Source organism: Dehalococcoidia bacterium, assembly GCA_025060295.1.
In the GTDB taxonomy this organism is placed as follows: domain Bacteria; phylum Chloroflexota; class Dehalococcoidia; order Lucifugimonadales; family HRBIN23; genus HRBIN23.
On record JANXCH010000017.1, the window covers coordinates 1 to 17,958 of the forward strand.

Here is a 17,958-nt window from a genome sequence, read left to right on the forward strand (position 1 = left end):
TTACCCCAAATGCTGGCGGAAGAAGGCCAGCGTCCGCCGCCAGGCGTCTTTGGCGGCGCGGGCGTTATAGAGGGGGCGGGTGTCGTTGAAGAAGGCGTGGTCCACCCCCCGGTAGATGCGCACCTCCGCCTGCTTCCCAAACGCCTTCAACCGCCGCCGCAACCTGCGCACATCGGCCACCTTCACCCAGTGGTCCTGGGCGGCGAAGATGCCCAACAGGGGGCATTCCAGGTGCTTCACCTGGTCCAGAGGGTCGGGAATAGCCCCGTAGAAGTCCACGCAGGCGCTCACCCCCGCCGAACGCAGGGCCGTCAGCAGCGCCAGCCCCCCGCCCATGCAGAACCCCACCACCCCCACCTTCCCATTACACCCCTCCAAACCCTTCAAATAGTTCACCCCCGAGATAATCTCCCGCACCGCTCGCTCCATGTTCAGAGCCATCATCAGCTTCTCCGCCTCCGAAGGCTCCTTGGCAATTTTGCCGTGGTACAGGTCGGGAGCCAGGGCAATGAACCCCTCCCCTGCGAAGCGGCGGGCAACATCCTGTATGTGCGGCTCCAATCCCCACCACTCCTGTATCACCACCACTCCCGGGTATGTGCCGGGCTCCGCCGGCTGGGCCAGGTAGGCCGGGGTCTTGCTCCCATTGTGGGGATACTGCACCTGGCGGGCACGCACACGCACGGGCATACACTCCTCCCCAAGAAATGGGTGTGCCTCTTTCGCCCTGCCATCTTACCAGAAGGCGTCCACACGGTGCAACCGCATGCGCTAGGGAGCTACTGCCGGAAGGTCGGGGACGAAGCCAGGGGAGTTGGGTACATCCCGCCCCAGCGGACCCCTTCACGGGGGAGTATACTGTCCCTGGCAGGAGCATTCCTCTTCCCGAGGCTGGCTATGCACGAATGGGAAAAGGCTGTTTTAGAAGCGGTGCAGTGCCTGCGAGCCTCCCGGTATGTGGTGGCGTTGGTGGGGGCAGGGCTTTCCCGCGAAAGCGGGATTCCCACCTTTCGGGGGCCCGACGGGCTGTGGACGCGTTATGGTGAGCCACCCATGGATGGTTACCAGCGCTTCCTGCGAGACCCCCGCGCCTACTGGGAGGAGCAGATGCGCCCCGACACGGAAGGCCCCCGCGCCGAACTGGCCCGCGCCATCGCCCAGGCCAAGCCCAACCCCGGCCACTTCGCCCTCGTAGCCTTGGAGCGCATGGGCATCCTGCGGTGCACCATCACCCAAAATGTGGACAACCTCCATCGGGAGGCAGGAAGCCAGCGCCTCATTGAAATCCACGGCAACCGCACCTTCCTGCGCTGCATCGGGTGTGGCCTGCGGGTTCCGCGCAAGGAGTTCGTTATCAAGGAGATTCCGCCCCCCTGCCCCGAGTGCGGGGGGCTAATCAAGGGGGATGGGGTCATGTTCGGAGAACCCATCCCCCGGGCGTGGCTTGAGGCCTGCTACGAGGAGACGGCCCAGTGCGACTGCATGCTCCTGGTAGGCACTTCGGGCACCGTGTATCCGGCGGCGGGCTTCCCTCAGATGGTCAAGATGCAGGGGGGACGCCTCATCGAGATCAATCCCCTCCAGACGCACCTGACACCGTTGTGCGACGTGGTAGTGCGTGCTTCGGCAGCCGTGGCCCTGCCCCGCCTGGTGGAGATGCTGTCGGCAAGCCCCGAGGGGCCATCTACAGGGATGCGGGGTTGACCCCCCTTCACGGGTAAGATACACTAGTGGAGCCAAAAGGCCCACACAGGGGAAAGGCGATGACCACCGAAACCGAACGCCTCGCCCGTTTGGAAGCCCTTCTGGAAAAGGTGCGCGACCGCCTGGAGCGCTTTGAGACCCGGCTGGATCGCCTAGAGGCGCGTCAGGACTCCCAGTTCCGCTGGCTGATGGGCGTGATGCTGGGGATGTGGGTTACCGTGATCGCCGCCGTCCTGGGCGCTCTGCTGACCCGCTAGACCTTCAACACCACCTTCACCACCCCCTCCGCCCGACGGGCATACAGGTCGTAGGCGCGGGGGGCGTCCTCTAACCCCATGCGGTGGGTGATGATCCACGCCGGGTCGGCAAACCCCCGTCTCCGCAACTCCACCGCTAACTTGATAAAACGGGTCGGGTCCTCGCTGGTGGCGCTCACGGTAGCCAGCAGGGTCAACTGTTTGCGCAAGACCTCAAAGTAATGCAGGTGCACCCGGTCCTCCTCGGGGATGCCGAACAGCACCACCGTGCCATACACCCGAGCCACCTGAAGAGCCGTGTCTATGGCCTCCGGCTCCCCCGAGGCCTCCACCACCAAGTCCCCGCCTCGTCCCTGGGTGGCCTCCAGAAGGGCTTTCACTGCATCCTGCCGGTGGGGGTTGAGGGTCAGGTGCGCCCCCAGGCGACGCGCCAGCGCCAAGCGCTCCTCCAAGGGGTCCACAACAGCAACGAAATCCGCCCCCATCCGGAGCAGGCTCATGGTGAACAGCAGGCCGATGGCCCCCTGTCCGACCACTACCACCTGCTTCCCCAGCACCGACCCCACCCGCTCGAGCGCATAAAGCACCGTCCCCCACGGCTGACACATCAGCCACTCGCCCGCGTCCCCCTCGGGGGGCAAAGCGATGAGCATGGAGGGGCTGCCCACCACATATTCGGCCCCTCCGTTCATGTTCAGAGCCGGCAGCAGGATGACCCTCTGCCCCTCTTTCCAACCGTCGGCACGGCTTTCCACAATGGTGCCGGCGCACTCGTGGCAGGGCACCCCCGCCTCCAACGGGTACGCCGGCTGGGGATGCCGATAGCGCCGCATGTCCGTCCCGCAGATGGAGAGGGCCTCCATGCGCACCAGCACCTGCCCGGGGCCGGGCGCAGGGATGGGCACATCGACCAGGCGCATGCGTTGGGGGGCGATGACCTGGATGGCCTTCATAGCCTTCCCTCCGCAGTGCTAGCGTTGGCGGGCGCGCAGTTCCTCCCACACCGCAGACGGTGTCAAGCCCACGCTCGCCAGAAGCACAAGGAGATGATACAGCAGGTCGGCAGCCTCACGGGCCACGGCCTCTTTCTGCCCCTGCGCGGCCGATAAAGCCGTCTCCCCAGCCTCTTCTATCACCTTCTGGGCGATGCGGGCCGTCCCCTCTTGCAGAAGACGCGCCGTGTAACTGTCCGGGGGCATATCCCTCTGCCGCTGGCGGATGGTGGCGAAAAGGTCCTCCAAGACCCCGCTCCCGGCGGGGGGGCGCTCAAAGGTTGGCAGGGCCTCCACCGGCGTGAAGAAGCACGCAGGCTGGCCTGTGTGGCACACCTGGGGGCCTGTCGGCTCCACCTGCAGGAGCAGGGTATCCCCGTCGCAGTCGGCCCACACCCTCCGCACCTTCAGATAAGTCCCCGACACCTCCCCCTTGTGCCAGAGGTCCGCACGGGAACGGCTGTAGAACCAGGCGTCGCCCCCCTCCAGGGTGCGCTTCAGAGCCCCGGGGCTCATCCATCCCAGCATCAGCACCTGGCCCGTGCGGGCGTCCTGGGCGATAGCGGGAATGAGCCCCCGTTCGTCCAGTTTCAAAGTCGGCATAGGACCTCCAGTGCACAATAGGCTGCCACATCGGCCAAAGAGTAGGCCTGGGCATCGGGCGGAAGCAGACCCTGCGGCACCTCGGCCTTCGCCCAGTTCAGCCACAGGGTCCGTAAGCCCACCCGTTTAGCCCCTTGAATATCCTCCTCTAGGGAATCCCCTACGAACAACACCTCCCGGGGTGTCAGCCCCAGCCAGGCCAGGGCGACCTGAAAGGGGCGGGGGTGGGGCTTATAGGCCCGCGCCTCCTCCGAGCAGAGAGCAATGTCCACCGGAAAGACCTGGCGGGCCAGCAGGGGGTAGAAAAAGTCCACATCGGCATTGGAGAGGATGCCCAGGCGCACCCGCCCCCGTAACGACTGGAGCAGGGGCATCGCCTCGGGAAACGCCTCCCGACACCCCATCGCACGGATGCACAGGTCGGCTGCTTCGGCAGGGTTGCCCTGCACCCCCACCTCGGCGAAAACCCTTTCAAAGCAGAGCGTCCAGGTGACGCGGTAGGTCTTATAGGGAGGGGAGGCGTCCGGTTGGGCTAGATTCACCCGCCGGCGGCGCTCCTCCACCTCCACCGCCTGCCACCGCGCCCACATCTGGGCCGGATCCAGGGGGATACCCTGCAGACGGCATATCTCCTCAAAAGTCTGCACCCACTGGCGCGCCTCGTTGCGGACGAGGGTGTTATACAAGTCAAACAAAATGGCTTTGACAGCCATGGATCCCACTTGCAATGTCTTTAGGGGGAATTATACGCCACCCCTGCGGAAGGGCAGGGATGCTGACCTGCTCCCCTGAAGCGATGGCGGAGAACCCCGCCCAGGACCACAACCCCCACTCACACCCCTCCCAAGACCTTGCCCAAATATCCCCCCGCTCTAGGCGAACCCCCGACTTTAGCCTATCATGGAAAGTAACGGGCCAATGAACACCCAGCCCCTCGCCGTCCTGGTGGATTTTGACGAAACGGCGGCCGAGCAGAATGTGGCCGAACTGCTCCTCACCGCCTTCTGCCAGGGCGACTGGCGCTCCCTGCGGGAGGCCTTCCGCGCCGGGCGCTTAACCCTGCGGGAGTATCAGGAGCGCGCCTTCGCAGCGGTTTCGGCCCCCGTGGAGGCGATGGCCCGCTATGTGCAGGAGCACGCCCGCCTGCGCCACGGCTTCCCCGACCTGGCCCGCTTCTGTTACCAGAACCATATCCCCCTGGCTATCGTAACCAACGGCCTGCAGTTTTATGTGGAGGCCCTGCTGGGGCGCTACGGCGTCCTCCCTTATGTAACCATCCACGCCGTCCAGGTGCGTTTCACAGCGCACGGCCCCGTCTATACCTACCCCTGGGCCACCCCCTACTGCTGGGAGTGGGGCAACTGCAAGTGTCGGGTGGTAGATATCTACCGCCAGCAAAGGCACCGTATCCTCTATGTGGGGGACAGTTCCGGCTCCGACCTTTGCCCCGCCGCACGGAGCGACATCCTGTTCGCCCACAAGTCCCTGCTAGAGTACTGCCAGCTGGCGGCAATCCCCGCCCATCCTCTGCGGGACTTCACCGATGTGCTGAAGGTTGTGCAGGCGTCGTCTGTGCAGGAGGCCCACCGTGCTTGAGCGCTACACCCGCCCCCCCATGAAACGCCTCTGGTCGGAGGAACACAAATACGACCTGTGGCTGAAGGTGGAAATTGCCGTGTGCGAGGCGTGGGCCGAGGAGGGGGTCATCCCCCCAGAGGATATGGAGAAACTGCGCCACGCCCGCTACAACATGGCCCGCCTGCAGGACATTTTCCAGCGCACCCGCCACGATGTGACGGCCTTTTTGCGCTCGGTTACCGAAACCCTGGGGCCCGAGGGGCGCTGGCTCCACCTGGGCCTCACCTCCAACGATGTGATCGACACCGCCCAAGCCCTCCAACTGGCGGAGGCCTGCGACATCCTGGACGCCGACCTCGCCGCTTTGGAAGAGGTGTTGCGGGAGCGGGCGATAGAGTTCCGCGATACCCTGATGATAGGGCGCACGCACGGCGTCCACGCCGAACCCATTACCTTTGGCCTGAAACTGGCCACCTGGTGGGACGAGGTGCGCCGCCAGCGCCGGCGTCTAGCCCAGGCGCGGGAGGAGGTGGCGGTGGGCAAAATCTCGGGGGCGGTAGGCACCCATGCGACCGTGCCCCCCTCCATTGAGGAGCGGGTGTGTCGCCTGCTGGGCCTGCGCCCCGAACCCTTCTCCAGCCAGGTGGTGCACCGCGACCGCCACGCCCGCCTGCTCACCACCCTGGCCCTTATCGCCTCATCCCTGGAGCGCTTCGCCACCGAAATCCGCCACCTCCAGCGCACCGAGGTGCGGGAGGTGGAGGAGCCTTTCGGGGAGGGGCAAACCGGCTCCTCGGCTATGCCCCACAAGCGCAACCCCGAGTTATCGGAGCGGGTGTGTGGGCTGGCCCGCCTGCTGCGGGGCTATGCCGTAACCGGCTTGGAGAATGTGGCCCTCTGGCACGAGCGAGATATCTCCAACTCGGCCCCCGAGCGCATCACCCTACCCGAGGCCACCACCTATTTGGACTACGCCATAGACCTGTTCACCTTCATCGTGCGGGGGATGCGGGTGTTCCCCCAGCGCATGCGGGACAACCTGGAGCTGACGCGGGGGCTGGTGTTCTCCCAACGGGTGATGCTGGCCCTCGTGGAGAAGGGGATGCGCCGGGAGGAGGCCTACGACCTCGTCCAACGCCACGCCATGCGCTGTTGGGACGAGGGGCTGGACTTCCGCACCCTGGTGCGCACTGACCCCCGGGTGCAGGCGCTCCTGTCCCCCGCCGACCTGGACGGGCTGTTTGACTACGGCTACTACACCCGCTACATTGGGGAGAAGTTCCGCCGGGCGGGGTTGGGGTAAGTGTCAGTAGACAAAGAGGGTAACATCACAAATGTCCCCAAAAGGCGAGACACCCCATCCGGGCAGGCGCAATCTGGCCCCGAGGGCACGGAGAGTGCCCATCGCACAACAAAGGGGAAGCGTTCTGTTCCCCGTGCTCATGCAGGATCGGGCATTGCAAGGGCACGCGCAAGGGTGAGGTGTCGAGGCCATCACCTCTACTATGATGTCTATTGAGGAGGGCAGACGCTATGACCACCACCATCTGGCAGACCAACCTCCCCAACCTGCTTTATCGGGGCAAGGTGCGGGACACCTACGACCTGGGCAAGGGCATCCTGCTCATGGTCGCCACCGACCGCATCTCCGCCTTTGACGTGGTGCTTCCTACTGCTATACCCGAAAAGGGTGTGGTGCTGGCCAAACTGTCGGCCTTCTGGTTCCGCCAGACGGCCCACCTGTTCCCCAATCACTTCCTGGCCATGGCCGACGAGCCCGAGGCCGTGCGCATCGCCCCCCAGGTCGCCGACCTGCCTCCCGAGATACGCCGGCGTGCCATGTTGGTGCGCCGCGCCAAGCGGGTGGATGTGGAGGCCGTGGTGCGGGGCTACCTGGCCGGCTCCGCCTGGGCCGAATACCGCTCCCAGGGCACCGTGCACGGCCAGCCCATGCCCAAAGGCCTGCGGGAGGGGGAACGCCTCCCCCAACCCCTCTTCACCCCCACCACCAAAGCCACCACCGGCCACGACCAGCCCCTCTCCTTCGCCCAGGTGGTGCAGATGGTCGGCCAATCCCTGGCCGAGCGCATACGGGATGCCACCATCCAGGTCTACTCCTATGCCCACCAGTGGGCACTGCAAAAGGGCATCATCATCGCCGACACCAAGATGGAGTTCGGCCTGGTGGACGGGCAACTGATTCTGATTGACGAGCTCCTCACCCCCGACTCCAGCCGCTTCTGGGATGCGGCGGGCTACCAGCCTGGCAAAAGCCTCCCCAACTTTGACAAGCAGTTCGTGCGGGACTGGCTGACCCAGTCGGGGTGGAATAAGGAGCCCCCCGCTCCTGCCCTCCCCCCCGACATCGTGGAGAAGACCCGCCAGCGCTACCTGGAAGCCTACCGCCGCCTCACGGGGAAGGAGTTGTAAGGAGGAAGGGGGCTGTGCCCTTGTGGAGGCGACCCCAGGCCGAACCCCTGGGCCCCACCCCGCGCCAACGCCGACGGATGGAGCGCACCCAGCGGAAGGCCCAGCGCCGTTTCCGCAGGCGTCTGGTGCGGTGGGCTTTTGTGGCGGGGGTCTTCGTCGTGGGCTTTGCGGTCATCGCCTCCCTGCTCATCACATCCCTTCCGCCTCCCAGCCCGGCCGCCCCCGCCACCGAACCCCTCCCGACCCCTGAGCCCCTCCCCACGCCCACCCCCACACCCGTCCTCACCCCCGTGGGCACCGCCACCGCCCACAGCGAGGTGCGCCGTCTACCCGAGCAACCCAGTTACCCCCTGACGGTGGGCATCCGCAGTCCTGTGCCCTACACCACCGTGCCCCCCACCTCGGGCCCCTACTGGCCCGTGGGCGATGCCTGGGGCATCAAGAGCACCCCCAGGGAGGAGGAACTCCTGGTGCGCAACCTGCGGGTAGGGGGCGTCATCGCCTTCTATGACCCGGAGATCCTCCCCGCCGACCAGGTGGAGGCGCTACACAGCCTGTTTCGCCAGCAAAAGGATTTCCCCTGCTACCTGATCGTGACCCCCTACCCGCGCCCCATTGTGGACACCCAAACAGGCCTACGCTATCCCCTGGCCCTCACGGCTTGGACAGCCCTGCAATATCTGGTGCGGGTGGACGAGGAGGCCATCCAGAAGTTCCTTGACCAGTTCCGCAACCGCGGACCGGAGCGCATCACCTGCACACCCTAGCAATGGTTTACACTGGAAGAGAGGGGCTCATCCTGCGCCCAGCGCACACGCCCCCACTGCGGAGGGGAGCATGCCCATCTACCGCCTCACCCGCTATCCCAAAGAGGTAACCCTGCGCGACGGCACAACGGTCGTGCTCCGTCCCATGACCGCCCAGGACGGCCCCGCCCTTTTGGAGTTTTTCAAACGGGTGCCCGACGACGACCGGTACTACCTGAAGGAGGATGTAACGAGCCCGAAAGTCATCCAGCGGTGGTGCCAGGAGTTGGACTACGACCGCGCCCTGCCCCTATTGGCGGTGGTCAATGGACGCGTCGTGGCCGACGCCACTCTGCACCGCCGCCGGGCGGGGGCGCGTCGGCATGTGGGGGAAATCCGCCTCGTGGTCGACCCCGACTATCGGCAAAAGGGCCTGGGCACCGTCCTGATCCAGGAACTGTGTGCCATCGCCCACGACGCCGGCCTGGAGCGTATTACCTACGAGGCCGCTGCCGGTGCCCAGGAACTAGCTATTCAAACCGCCGAGCGCCTGGGATTCGTGCGGGTGGCCTCCCTCCCGGGGTATATCAAAGACCGAGACGGCAAACCCCACGACTTGGTCATCCTAGACCTGCCCTTGGGGAAATGGTATGAGTGGTGGCAGTTCTAACTGCAGGGCGTCCATCCCGCCCCTTGCCTACCCCATGCAGAACCCCCCGCATCGGAGGAACAATGCCCCTTCTCCAAACCATCCGCTATCAGCACATCCTGGTGCCCCTGGACGGGAGTGAAGTGGCCGCCCAGGCTGTCCCGCACGCCGCCGCCCTGGCCAAAGCCTTCGGGGCTGCCATCACCCTCTTCCACGTGGTGCCCCGGGAGGGTGTCCCCAGCCGTCCCCTCACCCAAAAGGAGCGGGAGGCCTTCGCCCAGATAGATACCTATATGCAACGCCTCAAGGGAGAACTGGAGGCGGCTGGGATTGAAACCCGCTGGGCCGTTACCGCCGGCGAACCGGCGGCGGAGATCGTCCGCTACGCCTACACCCATAATGTGGACGCCGTGGTCATGTCCACCCACGGCAAGGGGGGCACCTTCCAACGCCTCTACGGAAGCGTGGCGGATGCCGTCCTCGCCCGCCTCACTATCCCCGTCGTCCTCATCCGGCCCAAAGAAGCCCTGCGGGCTCACGTTTGAAAGGGGACAACCCCTTCTTATTACCGGCTACCGGCGGTGGGCGACGCCCACCGCCTCCTGCGCCGTCCTGAAGCCATAACGCCGTAGCGCCGTTACCAACTCCCCGGCGATGCGTTGGGGAGCGGTGGGATCTACCAGGCCGGCTGTGCCCACCCCAACCGCTGTCGCCCCCGCCATCAGGTATTCCAAGGCATCCTCCCCACAGGTAATGCCTCCGATGCCAATCAGGGGGATATCCACAGCGGCATAGGCCTGGTAGACCATCGCCAGAGCCACTGGCTTGAGGGCAGGGCCAGAGACACCCCCCGTCCCCCCGCCTAAGGCGGGGCGTCGCCCCTGGAGGTCTATGGCCAACCCCACCAGGGTGTTGGTGAGGGCCAGGGCGTCGGCCCCCGCCTGCTGGGCCGCCCGCGCTATGGGGATGATGTCATCCACCTGGGGAGAGAGTTTGACGATGAGGGGAAGGCTGGTAACCTCCTTCACCCGGCGCACCACCAGGGCCGTGGCCTCGGCGCTCTGAGCAAAGGCCAACCCCCCCTCCACATTGGGGCAGGACAGGTTCAGCTCCAAGCCAGCGATGCCCTTGTGCCCCTCGGCGCGTCGGGCTAACTGGGCGAACTCCTCCACCCGCTCCCCGGCAATACTCACGATCACAGGGATAGGCCACGTGGCCCACTGGGAGGGGTAGCGCTCCAGCACGGCGTCAATCCCCGGGTTCTCCAAGCCGATGGAGTTGAGCATCCAGCCGTGGCCATGGACGATGCGCGGCGTGGGATTGCCCCTGCGGGGATGCAGGGTAGTGGTCTTCACCACCACGGCTCCCAGGTGGTGCAGGCGCACCGTGCGGGGTAGACCACCCCCATACCCATCGGTGCCAAAGGTGCCCGACGCCCATAGGACAGGGCTTTTCAGGCGCAGGCCGCGGGGATGGCGGGGGGCCAGGTCAACGGTCAAATCCACGGGACGCTCCTGGGGGTATTGTGCCCCAAATGCAAGGGCATGGCAAGGGAAAGCCTCCTGGGAGGCGTGTCGGCCTTGAAGGGGGCATTACCCCCTGGCGCGTAGGTTCACGGTGCGCACACTGGGGACGGCCAACGCTATAGCAAGGGTGCACACCACTACCGCCCCCCCCATCAGAGCCACGGCGGTGGGTGCGCCCCAGGCGTGGGCCAGCGCCCCCGCCAGGATGCTCCCTATCGGCACCAGCCCCCTGTCTAACAGGTAAATGCTCATAATGCGTCCCCGCAGGTGGTCGGGGGCCAGCATCTGGAGGGCGGTTTGAGTCTGGGTGGTGTAGACCGTGCGGAACAAGCCCGTCAGAAAAGCCATGCCCACCGCCATCGCCAACCATGGGGACAGGGAGAACAGGACAAGGCTGACGCCCAAGAGGGCCGAAGCCCCCAGCAGATACACCCCCCGCGCCTGGCCCTCTCCCAGGGAGGCCACCCCAATCGCCCCCACGAGGGCCCCCACCCCCACGCCAGCCAACATCAGCCCCTGCCCGCTGGCCCCCACCCCCAAGATGTCCACCGCAAACACGGGCAGAAGGGAGGTGAAAGGCATCCCCAGCATCAGGGGCACAACCCCCAGCAACACCAGCGCCAAAATAAGGCGATGCGTCCACAGATAGGCGAACACCTCACCGAGATTGCCCAGGAAGGAGGCCTGACGGCTGGCGCGCTGGCGTGCCTCCTCCCGTTCCTGGGGCACACGCATCTGCACCGTCCACACCGTCGCCACAGCATACAATCCCGCCTGCAGCACGTAACTCCCCGCCACCCCGACAAGGGCGATAACCACTCCAGCAAGGGCTGGCCCCACACTGCGGGCCAGATTAAAGGCGGCCGAGTTGAGGCCGATGGCGTTCATCAGATTCTCCCGCCCCACAAGGTCGCTCAGGAGCGACTGGCGCGCAGGTTGCTGAAAAGCCTGCACCGTGCCCGCCAGGAACCCCGTCAGGTACACATGCCAGGGCTGAATGCGCTGGGTAGCCACCAGGAGGGCCAGCACAAGGTTCAGAAGGCAGTTCGTCCCCTGGGAGAGGAGGAGTTGGGCCTTCCGCCCGTAGCGGTCGGCCACCACCCCGGCTACCACCCCAAAGATGAGGGTGGGCAAGCCCCGCACCGCCATCACCAAACCCAGGTCCAGGGCCGAGCGGGTCAGGCTATACATCAGCCACCCCCGTGCCACCTGGTCCATCCAGAGGCCCAGGGAGGTGCTCACCAGCCCCAGCCACAGGTAGCGGTAGTCCCGAATGGCCAGGGAGGCAAAGGTCCGCACGGGGAAGCGCCGCGCACGCCAGGGGGAGGGAGTCTGCCCGTCCTGACGCACCGTCCGCATACTGTCGTCTGCTGTCCGCGGGGGTCAAGCCTTAGGGCTTGGGCGGGGTGTCGCCGTCCACGCTTTCGGCCAACACCTCCAGCAGGTCGCGCGCCTTCTTCTGGTCGGCCACCCCCTTGGCGCTAATGCCCTCGGTGAACATCTGCAGGCAGAAGGGGCAGGAGACGCCCACCGTTTCGGCCCCCGTCGCCAAGAAGTGGTCGGTGCGGAGGCGGTTGACCCGCTGGCCCGTCTCCTCCATCCACATGCGCCCCCCGCCTGCACCACAGCAGAAGCCCCGCTCCCGACAGCGGGGTTCCATCTCCACCAAGCGCACCCCCGGAATGGCACGCGCGATCTCCCGCGGCTCCTCGTAAATCCCGTTGTGGCGTCCCAGGTAGCACGAGTCGTGGTAGGCCAGGGTGGTGGGGACGGGCTTGACGGGGCGCAGTTTCCCCTGCCGAATGAGGGCGGCCACAAAGGTGGTATAGTGCACCACCTCGCCCTGCCAGCCCAGTTGGGGATACTCGTTGCGCAGGGTGTTGAAGCAGTGGGGACACAGGGTGAGGATGGTCTTCACCCCGTAGCGCTGGAAGGTCTGGATGTTCTGCTGGGCCAGGGTCTGGAACAGATACTCGTTGCCCATCCGGCGGGCGGGGTCGCCCGTGCACACCTCCTCATCCCCCAGGATGGCGAAGCGCACCCCCGCCCGCTGCAGCAGGCGGGCAGCGGCGCGGGCCATCCCCTGACTGCGCTGTTCCAATGCCGCCGTACACCCCACCCACAGAAGCACATCGGCCTCGGGATCCTCGGCCAAAGTCTTCACCCCCAGACCCTTGGCCCAATCGGTGCGGGTGAAGGAGGTGCCCCGCCAGGGATGCCCCCGCGTCTCCATGCTTTGGAGAGCCTGCAAAGCCGTCCCCGGAATGGACGACTCCTCCAGCACCAGGTAACGGCGCATGTCCACGATGTGGTCAATGTGCTCAATAAACACGGGGCACGCCTCCATACACGCCCGGCAGGTGGTGCACGACCAGATGACCTCCTCGGTTACGGCGTCCTGCACCATACGGCGCGCTGGAGGGGGGGGCGCTGTCCCCTGGGCCTTGGCGGCCAGAAGGGCGGGGGCCCGCTCCTCCATATAGGCCTTCAGGTCTTGGATAAGTTTGCGGGGCGACAGGGGCTTCCCGCTGGCCCAGGCGGGGCACTGGTCCTGGCACCGCCCGCAGTTGGTGCAGGCGTCAAAGTCCAGCAGCCCCTTCCAGGTGAAGTCGGTGATGTCGCTGGCCCCGAAGCGCTCCAAAGCGGTCAAATCGCCCATAGGGCGCAGAGCACCCAGGGGGCGGTGGGAGCGGAGCACCGCATTGGCGGGGCTGACCAGCATATGCGTGAACTTGCTGAAGCGGATGGCGGCGTAGGCGATGGCCCCCGCGTAAACGCTCACATGGAAGGCATAAAAGATGCGGTGCAGGGCCAGTTGCCACCCCTCCTCCATCCCCTTGAAAGGGAGGGAGAACAGGAGACCGATAGGCTCCATCCAGCGCTTTTCCGGGGGATTGGCCGCCCACCGCAACCCCTCCACCAGGAAGCCCGTGAGCACCAGCACAGCGATAAAAGACAGCACGACGCCGTCGTCCAGAACGGTGTTCAGGCGGGGCGGGCGCACCACATAGCGCCGATAGGCGGCCATACCGACACCGATCATGGTGAACAGCCCGCCAGCGATGTCCCAGACGAAGGCGGTGTAAGTGCGGATATAGGCGGTGGGAAACTCAATGCGCACGAAGGGGGCGATGTACTTATGCCAGTTGAACTCAATGGCCCCCAAAGTGGTCGCGATGACCAGAAAGGTGGCGCCCCAGAAAAGAAAGAAGTGCATCAGCCCCGCATACAGTTCCTTGCGCACAAAGCGCCGGTGCCCGAACAGGTCCAAAAACCCCAGCCGCAGGGAGCGCCACAGCCTGTCCTTCCAGGGACCCAAGTCGGGATTGGGTTTCCCCAGTCGCCAAATGCGCCACCGCCGATACAAGGCCCAGGTCAGGAAGCCAGAGGCCACCAGCAGAGTAAGGTAGTTCAGCACCCCCCACAGGGGATAGCCAATGTTCCAGAACTCTGGACGGCCAGGGAGTTCGGACATAGCGTCTCCTTCCACAGGCTGTTATCAGTCTAGCAAAGGGGACACAGGGGGGCAAAGCCCAGCCCTCTGAGCCCACCGAGAGGGTTCCCGTATAATAAGGGGTTAGGGATTGCACTCCCCCACTAGGGGCACACGGTGGCCTATGCGGTAACGGATCTCCACTGCCATATCTTGCCCGCCCTGGACGATGGGCCTGAAACCCTCCCCGAAGCCCTGGAGATGGCCCGCCTGTTGGCCCAGGAGGGTGTGCACACAGTGGTGGCCACACCCCACGCCCGCGAGGTGGAGGCCGCCGGCGGACGAGAGGCCCTGCACCAGCGGATAGAAGCATTCCGCCAAGCGGTGGCTGAAGCGGGCATCTCCCTGACGGTGGTGATGGGAGCAGAGCACTTTTTCCTCCCCGACCTCATCGGGCTGGTGGAGCAGGGCAAGGCTATCTCCCTCAACGGCTCCCGCTACCTGCTGGTGGAGATGGACTTTGTCCACTATCCGCCCTTTGCGGAGCAGGTGGTGTTCGCCCTGCGTCTGCGGGGTATCACGCCCGTGCTGGCCCATCCCGAGCGGCAGGCAGTGCTCCAACGTCAGCCCCAGCGCCTGCGGCGGTTGGCCGAGTTGGGCGTCCTCTTTCAGATTACGGGTGCCAGCCTTCTGGGGGGCTTTGGTGGGGCTGCCCAGCGCACTGCACAGGATATGCTCAAAGAGGGCCTCGTCCACGCCATCGCCACCGACGCCCACCACGCCCAAGGCCCTCGCGCCCCCCTGGTACGCCCAGTTATGGAGGTCGTTACACGCTGGGTGGGGCAAGCCGGAGCCCAGCGCCTGTTCAGTGCCAACCCCTCCGCCATCGTCCACAATGGAGAGGTGGAGACGCCCCCCGTGCCCCCACAGCGGGGGCGCCTGGTCTCCCTTTTTAGACGGGAATGAGCATTCGGCATATCCAACGGGAGGGGGAGCACACGCTGATGACCACTCACTCCATTTTTTCGCCTCGCCTTCCATCGGGAGGGCCTTCTTCTTTCTCCCCTCCTCGGTGGGGGTCTATAGGTCTTCTGGTGTGGGGGCTTCTGCTGCTGGGCACAGCGTGTCAAAGGGGGGGTGCTGCGCCCCCAGCAGCCGTTGCTCCCCCGCCCCAGGCCCAGATCATTCAACGGGAGGCTGCGGCCAGCGTGGTGATTCGCCCGGTGGAGCCCCTCGGGGTGGGACGCCTCGAGCCGGTGCCCCGAGAAGTGTTGGCCGCCCCTGGGGAGACCGTTCCCCTGACTGCACTGGTCTATGATAGCCAGGGTGCCCCCATTCTAGATGCCACCTTCCGCTGGCGCATGGCCGACCCGACCGTCGGCTCCGTCAGCCCGGGGGGGATCTTTCAGGCGGGGATGCGCCTGGGGTCCTATCCGGGAGCCATTGTGGTAGAGGCCCGCTCCCCCCGCCTGGGGCCGACGGGCTTCGCCCGCGCGGAGGTGAGCGTTACCATTGTGCCGGCGGGGCGCACCCGCACGCCTGTGAAGGTGCAGGTGGCCCCCCGCCAGGTAGAAGTGCGCCCTGGGCAGAGCCTTTTCCTGGTGGCCTACCCCGTGGACGAAGCCGGTATCCCCGTGCCGGGGGTGCCCGTGGAGTGGGAGGTGCTGGATAGCCGCGCCGGCACGCTGACAGTGGCGGGCAAGTTCACAGCAGGGCAAGAGCCGGGCATTTATCCCCAGGCCCTGCGTGCCCGTGCGGGGCAGGGCTTGGTCAGCGAGGCGGTAACGGTGCGCATTCTGGACCCGGTGTTAGCCCCGCCGCGGGTGCAGGTGTCGGTGCTCCCCACAGTGGCCACGGTGCTCCCCAACGAAACCCTCCTTTTTCGGGTGCTGGTGCTGGACGAGACGGGGCAGCAGTTGCCTGTCCTGTCCACGCAGTGGGAGGTGCTGACGCCCCAGGCGGGCCAGATTAGCCCCACCGGGCGCTTTAAAGCGGGGTCCCAAGTCGGGAACTACCCCGAAGCGGTGCGGGCCACCGTCCGCTATCGCCTGGAGGGGCGCGAGGCGACCGCCACAGCCATCGGGGGAGTGGTGGTCATCGCCCCACCCCAGCCGCCACGTCCAGCAGATACCACAGCCCTAGCCCGCGTGGTTATCGTGCCCCAACGGGTGGAGGTATATCCCGGGGAGGCGGTTGCCCTAGCCGTGGTGAACTTGGACGGCAATGGCCTGCCCATCGCCGAGGTGCCCGTGGAGTGGCGATTGGACACCCCTGAGGCGGGCAGTATTACCCCATACGGGAAGGTCACAGCCGGCTTCACACCCGGGGTGTATACCGATGCCATCCGCGCCCTGGTGCGGGTGCCCACTGCCCAGGGGGAGCGGGTGGTGGAAGGGCGGGCAACCCTAGTGGTACGCGGGCCTTTGGAGCGCCTGCAGGTCATCCCCCCCACGGTAACAGTGCTCCCGGGCCAGCGGGTGCAGTTCCTGGCCGAGGGATATGACGCCTTTGGCACCTTCCTGCCCGGCCTGCGCCTGCGGTGGCGTCTGGAGGACACCAGGGCAGGCACTATCACCGAGGATGGGCTCTTCCGTGCCGGCTCGATACCCGGCTCCTACCCGGATGCGGTGCGTGTCGAGGCGACCCAGCGCTACCCCGTCCGATAGGCCAGGGCCAACGCGCCGGCACCCGCCAGCAGACAATAGACACCAAACAGCCAGAAGCGGCGCCCATCCAGCCACCGCAGGAGCCATCCAATGGCGACCCACCCAGAAACCCCAGCCACCACCGAGGCCCCCACCACCTCTCCCCACGAGGCGGTAAGACTCGGCGATGTCAAGGCCTCCTGGCCCAGTTGGTAGGTGGTAGCCCCCAGGATGGTGGGCAAGGCCAGGAAGAAGGAGAAACGCGCTGCCTGCATAGGGGCCGTGCCGGCCCAGAGGGCGGCGGCGATGGTCATCCCACTGCGGGAGACGCCGGGGAAAAGGGCCAACCCCTGGGCTATACCCACCAGAACCGCCCCCCACCAGCCGGGGGTATCACCGCTCCCCGCCCGGCGCAGACGCCACTGGGTCGCCAGCAACACCACCCCGCTGAACAGCCATCCCACGCCCGTCATCGCCAGGGAGGCGAACCCCGCCTCCACACGGGAGCGGAGAAACAAGCCCATCGCAGCCGTAACCAGAAAGGCGATGCCCACCTGCGCCCAGAACCCCCGCTCCTGCACCAGGGAGCGCACAAGACGCCCCCGATAGTAGGCCATGATGGCCCCCAGAGTCGCCAGGTGCACCGCCGCCTCCAAAGCCAACCCAGGGGGATGATAGTTCAGTAGGTGTTCCCCCAGCACCAGGTGCCCCGAACTGGAGATGGGGAGAAACTCCGTCAACCCTTGCACGAGCCCCAGGACCAGGGCAGCTGCCAACGCGTCCACGAGCCCATCCTTGTCGAAGTATCTGCTCCCAGTATCGCATAGGGTGTGTTACAGGGCGCTCACAGTTCTGTAACAGACAAGCAACACCCCCTGGTCTATGCTGGGCAATAAGGTGCAGGCAATGAGCCGTCGCACGGGATACGGCGCACCCCTTGACAGGCCATGCCCTTTTCCATTAGGATGTGTCCAACACGATGGGCATCTTTCCCCCAATCCCCTGCCCACCCCAAGATGATATAGACTTACCGCCGTCAAGAGGGAGGAGGGTAGCGTAATGAGCAAAGTTCCCCGCACGGTGCTCTTTCTGGCGTTGCTTGGTGTGCTGGCCCTTCTGGTGGCGTGCCGGCCGGCGGCGGCGCCCACACCCACACCGACCCACGCCCCTGCCCCCACACCCGCCCCAGCGGTTGTCCCCACCCCCACCCCCGTAACAGCCCCCGCCCCGGCCCCAGCAGGCCCCACACCCACCCCCTTCATCGCCCCCACACCACGCGTCGTCGTCACGCCTACACCAACGCCTGCCGCTCCCGTTGGCCCCAAGCGCGGGGGCACCCTCCGCTTCGTCCCCCACGCCGACCCCGCCACCCTTGACCCCACCTGGACCACCGCC

Annotated in this window: 19 protein-coding genes; 11 read left to right on the forward strand and 8 right to left on the reverse strand. The window is 66.0% G+C overall.

Going from position 1 to position 17,958, the window contains the following annotated elements; all coding sequences use genetic code 11:
• Positions 1-690 (reverse strand): dienelactone hydrolase family protein, encoded by a 690-nt coding sequence (locus tag NZ951_07040; GenBank protein ID MCS7207667.1) that lies wholly within the window; start codon positions 688-690, stop codon positions 1-3.
• A gap of 207 nt (positions 691-897) precedes the next feature.
• Between NZ951_07040 and NZ951_07045 the strand changes: the two genes are divergently transcribed.
• Both NZ951_07045 and NZ951_07050 read left to right on the forward strand, forming a co-directional pair.
• Positions 898-1,704, forward strand: coding sequence for a Sir2 family NAD-dependent protein deacetylase (locus tag NZ951_07045; GenBank protein ID MCS7207668.1), 807 nt, complete (start codon positions 898-900; stop codon positions 1,702-1,704).
• A 59-nt stretch (positions 1,705-1,763) separates the two neighbouring features.
• Positions 1,764-1,961: a hypothetical protein gene (locus NZ951_07050; GenBank protein MCS7207669.1), complete on the forward strand. Its 198-nt coding sequence runs from the start codon at positions 1,764-1,766 to the stop codon at positions 1,959-1,961.
• Here NZ951_07050 and NZ951_07055 read toward each other — a convergent pair.
• The 3 genes from NZ951_07055 to NZ951_07065 are packed head-to-tail and all read right to left on the reverse strand — an operon-like array spanning position 1,958 to position 4,269.
• Complete coding sequence (locus tag NZ951_07055) at positions 1,958-2,914, reverse strand: zinc-binding dehydrogenase (GenBank protein MCS7207670.1); 957 nt, start codon at positions 2,912-2,914, stop codon at positions 1,958-1,960. The genes NZ951_07050 and NZ951_07055 overlap by 4 nt on opposite strands.
• A gap of 18 nt (positions 2,915-2,932) precedes the next feature.
• Positions 2,933-3,556, reverse strand: coding sequence for a bifunctional phosphoribosyl-AMP cyclohydrolase/phosphoribosyl-ATP diphosphatase HisIE (hisIE, locus tag NZ951_07060; GenBank protein ID MCS7207671.1), 624 nt, complete (start codon positions 3,554-3,556; stop codon positions 2,933-2,935).
• Positions 3,544-4,269, reverse strand: coding sequence for an HAD family hydrolase (locus tag NZ951_07065; protein MCS7207672.1), 726 nt, complete (start codon positions 4,267-4,269; stop codon positions 3,544-3,546). Before NZ951_07065 ends, hisIE begins: the two co-directional genes overlap by 13 nt.
• A 205-nt stretch (positions 4,270-4,474) precedes the next feature.
• Here NZ951_07065 and NZ951_07070 point away from each other — a divergent pair, with 205 nt between their 5' ends.
• The 6 genes from NZ951_07070 to NZ951_07095 all read left to right on the forward strand — a co-directional run bounded on the left by NZ951_07070 (position 4,475) and on the right by NZ951_07095 (position 9,504).
• Positions 4,475-5,152: an HAD-IB family phosphatase gene (locus NZ951_07070; protein ID MCS7207673.1), complete on the forward strand. Its 678-nt coding sequence runs from the start codon at positions 4,475-4,477 to the stop codon at positions 5,150-5,152.
• Positions 5,145-6,437, forward strand: coding sequence for an adenylosuccinate lyase (gene purB, locus NZ951_07075; protein MCS7207674.1), 1,293 nt, complete (start codon positions 5,145-5,147; stop codon positions 6,435-6,437). Before NZ951_07070 ends, purB begins: the two co-directional genes overlap by 8 nt.
• 230 nt (positions 6,438-6,667) lie before the next feature.
• Positions 6,668-7,564: a phosphoribosylaminoimidazolesuccinocarboxamide synthase gene (locus NZ951_07080; protein ID MCS7207675.1), complete on the forward strand. Its 897-nt coding sequence runs from the start codon at positions 6,668-6,670 to the stop codon at positions 7,562-7,564.
• A 14-nt stretch (positions 7,565-7,578) separates the two neighbouring features.
• The gene (locus NZ951_07085; protein ID MCS7207676.1) at positions 7,579-8,331 is read left to right on the forward strand and encodes a DUF3105 domain-containing protein; all 753 of its coding nucleotides are present in this window, start codon (positions 7,579-7,581) and stop codon (positions 8,329-8,331) included.
• Between the two features lie 70 nt (positions 8,332-8,401).
• Positions 8,402-8,980 carry a GNAT family N-acetyltransferase gene (locus NZ951_07090; protein MCS7207677.1) on the forward strand — a complete coding sequence of 193 codons (579 nt, stop codon included), beginning with the start codon at positions 8,402-8,404 and terminating at the stop codon, positions 8,978-8,980.
• Between the two features lie 62 nt (positions 8,981-9,042).
• Entirely contained in the window at positions 9,043-9,504 is a 462-nt protein-coding gene (locus NZ951_07095; protein MCS7207678.1) for a universal stress protein, read from the forward strand.
• A 27-nt stretch (positions 9,505-9,531) separates the two neighbouring features.
• Here the strand turns inward: NZ951_07095 and NZ951_07100 are convergent, their stop codons facing one another.
• The 3 genes from NZ951_07100 to NZ951_07110 all read right to left on the reverse strand — a co-directional run bounded on the left by NZ951_07100 (position 9,532) and on the right by NZ951_07110 (position 13,960).
• Entirely contained in the window at positions 9,532-10,464 is a 933-nt protein-coding gene (locus NZ951_07100) for a dihydroorotate dehydrogenase (GenBank protein MCS7207679.1), read from the reverse strand.
• Positions 10,465-10,551: 87 nt separating this feature from the next.
• Positions 10,552-11,844 (reverse strand): MFS transporter, encoded by a 1,293-nt coding sequence (locus tag NZ951_07105; GenBank protein MCS7207680.1) that lies wholly within the window; start codon positions 11,842-11,844, stop codon positions 10,552-10,554.
• A 31-nt stretch (positions 11,845-11,875) separates the two neighbouring features.
• Positions 11,876-13,960 (reverse strand): (Fe-S)-binding protein, encoded by a 2,085-nt coding sequence (locus NZ951_07110; GenBank protein ID MCS7207681.1) that lies wholly within the window; start codon positions 13,958-13,960, stop codon positions 11,876-11,878.
• Positions 13,961-14,095: 135 nt separating this feature from the next.
• Here NZ951_07110 and NZ951_07115 point away from each other — a divergent pair, with 135 nt between their 5' ends.
• Positions 14,096-14,884, forward strand: a complete 789-nt coding sequence (locus NZ951_07115; GenBank protein ID MCS7207682.1) for a phosphotransferase — start codon at positions 14,096-14,098, stop codon at positions 14,882-14,884.
• A 38-nt stretch (positions 14,885-14,922) separates the two neighbouring features.
• On the forward strand, positions 14,923-16,584 hold the full coding sequence (locus tag NZ951_07120) for a hypothetical protein (protein ID MCS7207683.1): 1,662 nt from the start codon (positions 14,923-14,925) through the stop codon (positions 16,582-16,584).
• Here NZ951_07120 and NZ951_07125 read toward each other — a convergent pair.
• Positions 16,569-17,348 (reverse strand): undecaprenyl-diphosphate phosphatase, encoded by a 780-nt coding sequence (locus tag NZ951_07125; protein MCS7207684.1) that lies wholly within the window; start codon positions 17,346-17,348, stop codon positions 16,569-16,571. The genes NZ951_07120 and NZ951_07125 overlap by 16 nt on opposite strands.
• A gap of 274 nt (positions 17,349-17,622) precedes the next feature.
• Between NZ951_07125 and NZ951_07130 the strand changes: the two genes are divergently transcribed.
• A partial coding sequence (locus NZ951_07130) for a hypothetical protein (protein MCS7207685.1) occupies positions 17,623-17,958 on the forward strand: 336 nt, incomplete at its 3' end.

Coding starts and splice junctions, on each gene's coding strand:
- NZ951_07040 (MCS7207667.1), bottom strand. CDS start 690: ATGCCCGTGCGTGTGCGTGCCCGCCAGGTGCAGTATCCCCACAATGGG.
- NZ951_07045 (MCS7207668.1), top strand. CDS start 898: ATGCACGAATGGGAAAAGGCTGTTTTAGAAGCGGTGCAGTGCCTGCGA.
- NZ951_07050 (MCS7207669.1), top strand. CDS start 1,764: ATGACCACCGAAACCGAACGCCTCGCCCGTTTGGAAGCCCTTCTGGAA.
- NZ951_07055 (MCS7207670.1), bottom strand. CDS start 2,914: ATGAAGGCCATCCAGGTCATCGCCCCCCAACGCATGCGCCTGGTCGAT.
- hisIE (MCS7207671.1), bottom strand. CDS start 3,556: ATGCCGACTTTGAAACTGGACGAACGGGGGCTCATTCCCGCTATCGCC.
- NZ951_07065 (MCS7207672.1), bottom strand. CDS start 4,269: ATGGCTGTCAAAGCCATTTTGTTTGACTTGTATAACACCCTCGTCCGC.
- NZ951_07070 (MCS7207673.1), top strand. CDS start 4,475: ATGAACACCCAGCCCCTCGCCGTCCTGGTGGATTTTGACGAAACGGCG.
- NZ951_07080 (MCS7207675.1), top strand. CDS start 6,668: ATGACCACCACCATCTGGCAGACCAACCTCCCCAACCTGCTTTATCGG.
- NZ951_07090 (MCS7207677.1), top strand. CDS start 8,402: ATGCCCATCTACCGCCTCACCCGCTATCCCAAAGAGGTAACCCTGCGC.
- NZ951_07095 (MCS7207678.1), top strand. CDS start 9,043: ATGCCCCTTCTCCAAACCATCCGCTATCAGCACATCCTGGTGCCCCTG.
- NZ951_07105 (MCS7207680.1), bottom strand. CDS start 11,844: ATGCGGACGGTGCGTCAGGACGGGCAGACTCCCTCCCCCTGGCGTGCG.
- NZ951_07110 (MCS7207681.1), bottom strand. CDS start 13,960: ATGTCCGAACTCCCTGGCCGTCCAGAGTTCTGGAACATTGGCTATCCC.
- NZ951_07120 (MCS7207683.1), top strand. CDS start 14,923: ATGACCACTCACTCCATTTTTTCGCCTCGCCTTCCATCGGGAGGGCCT.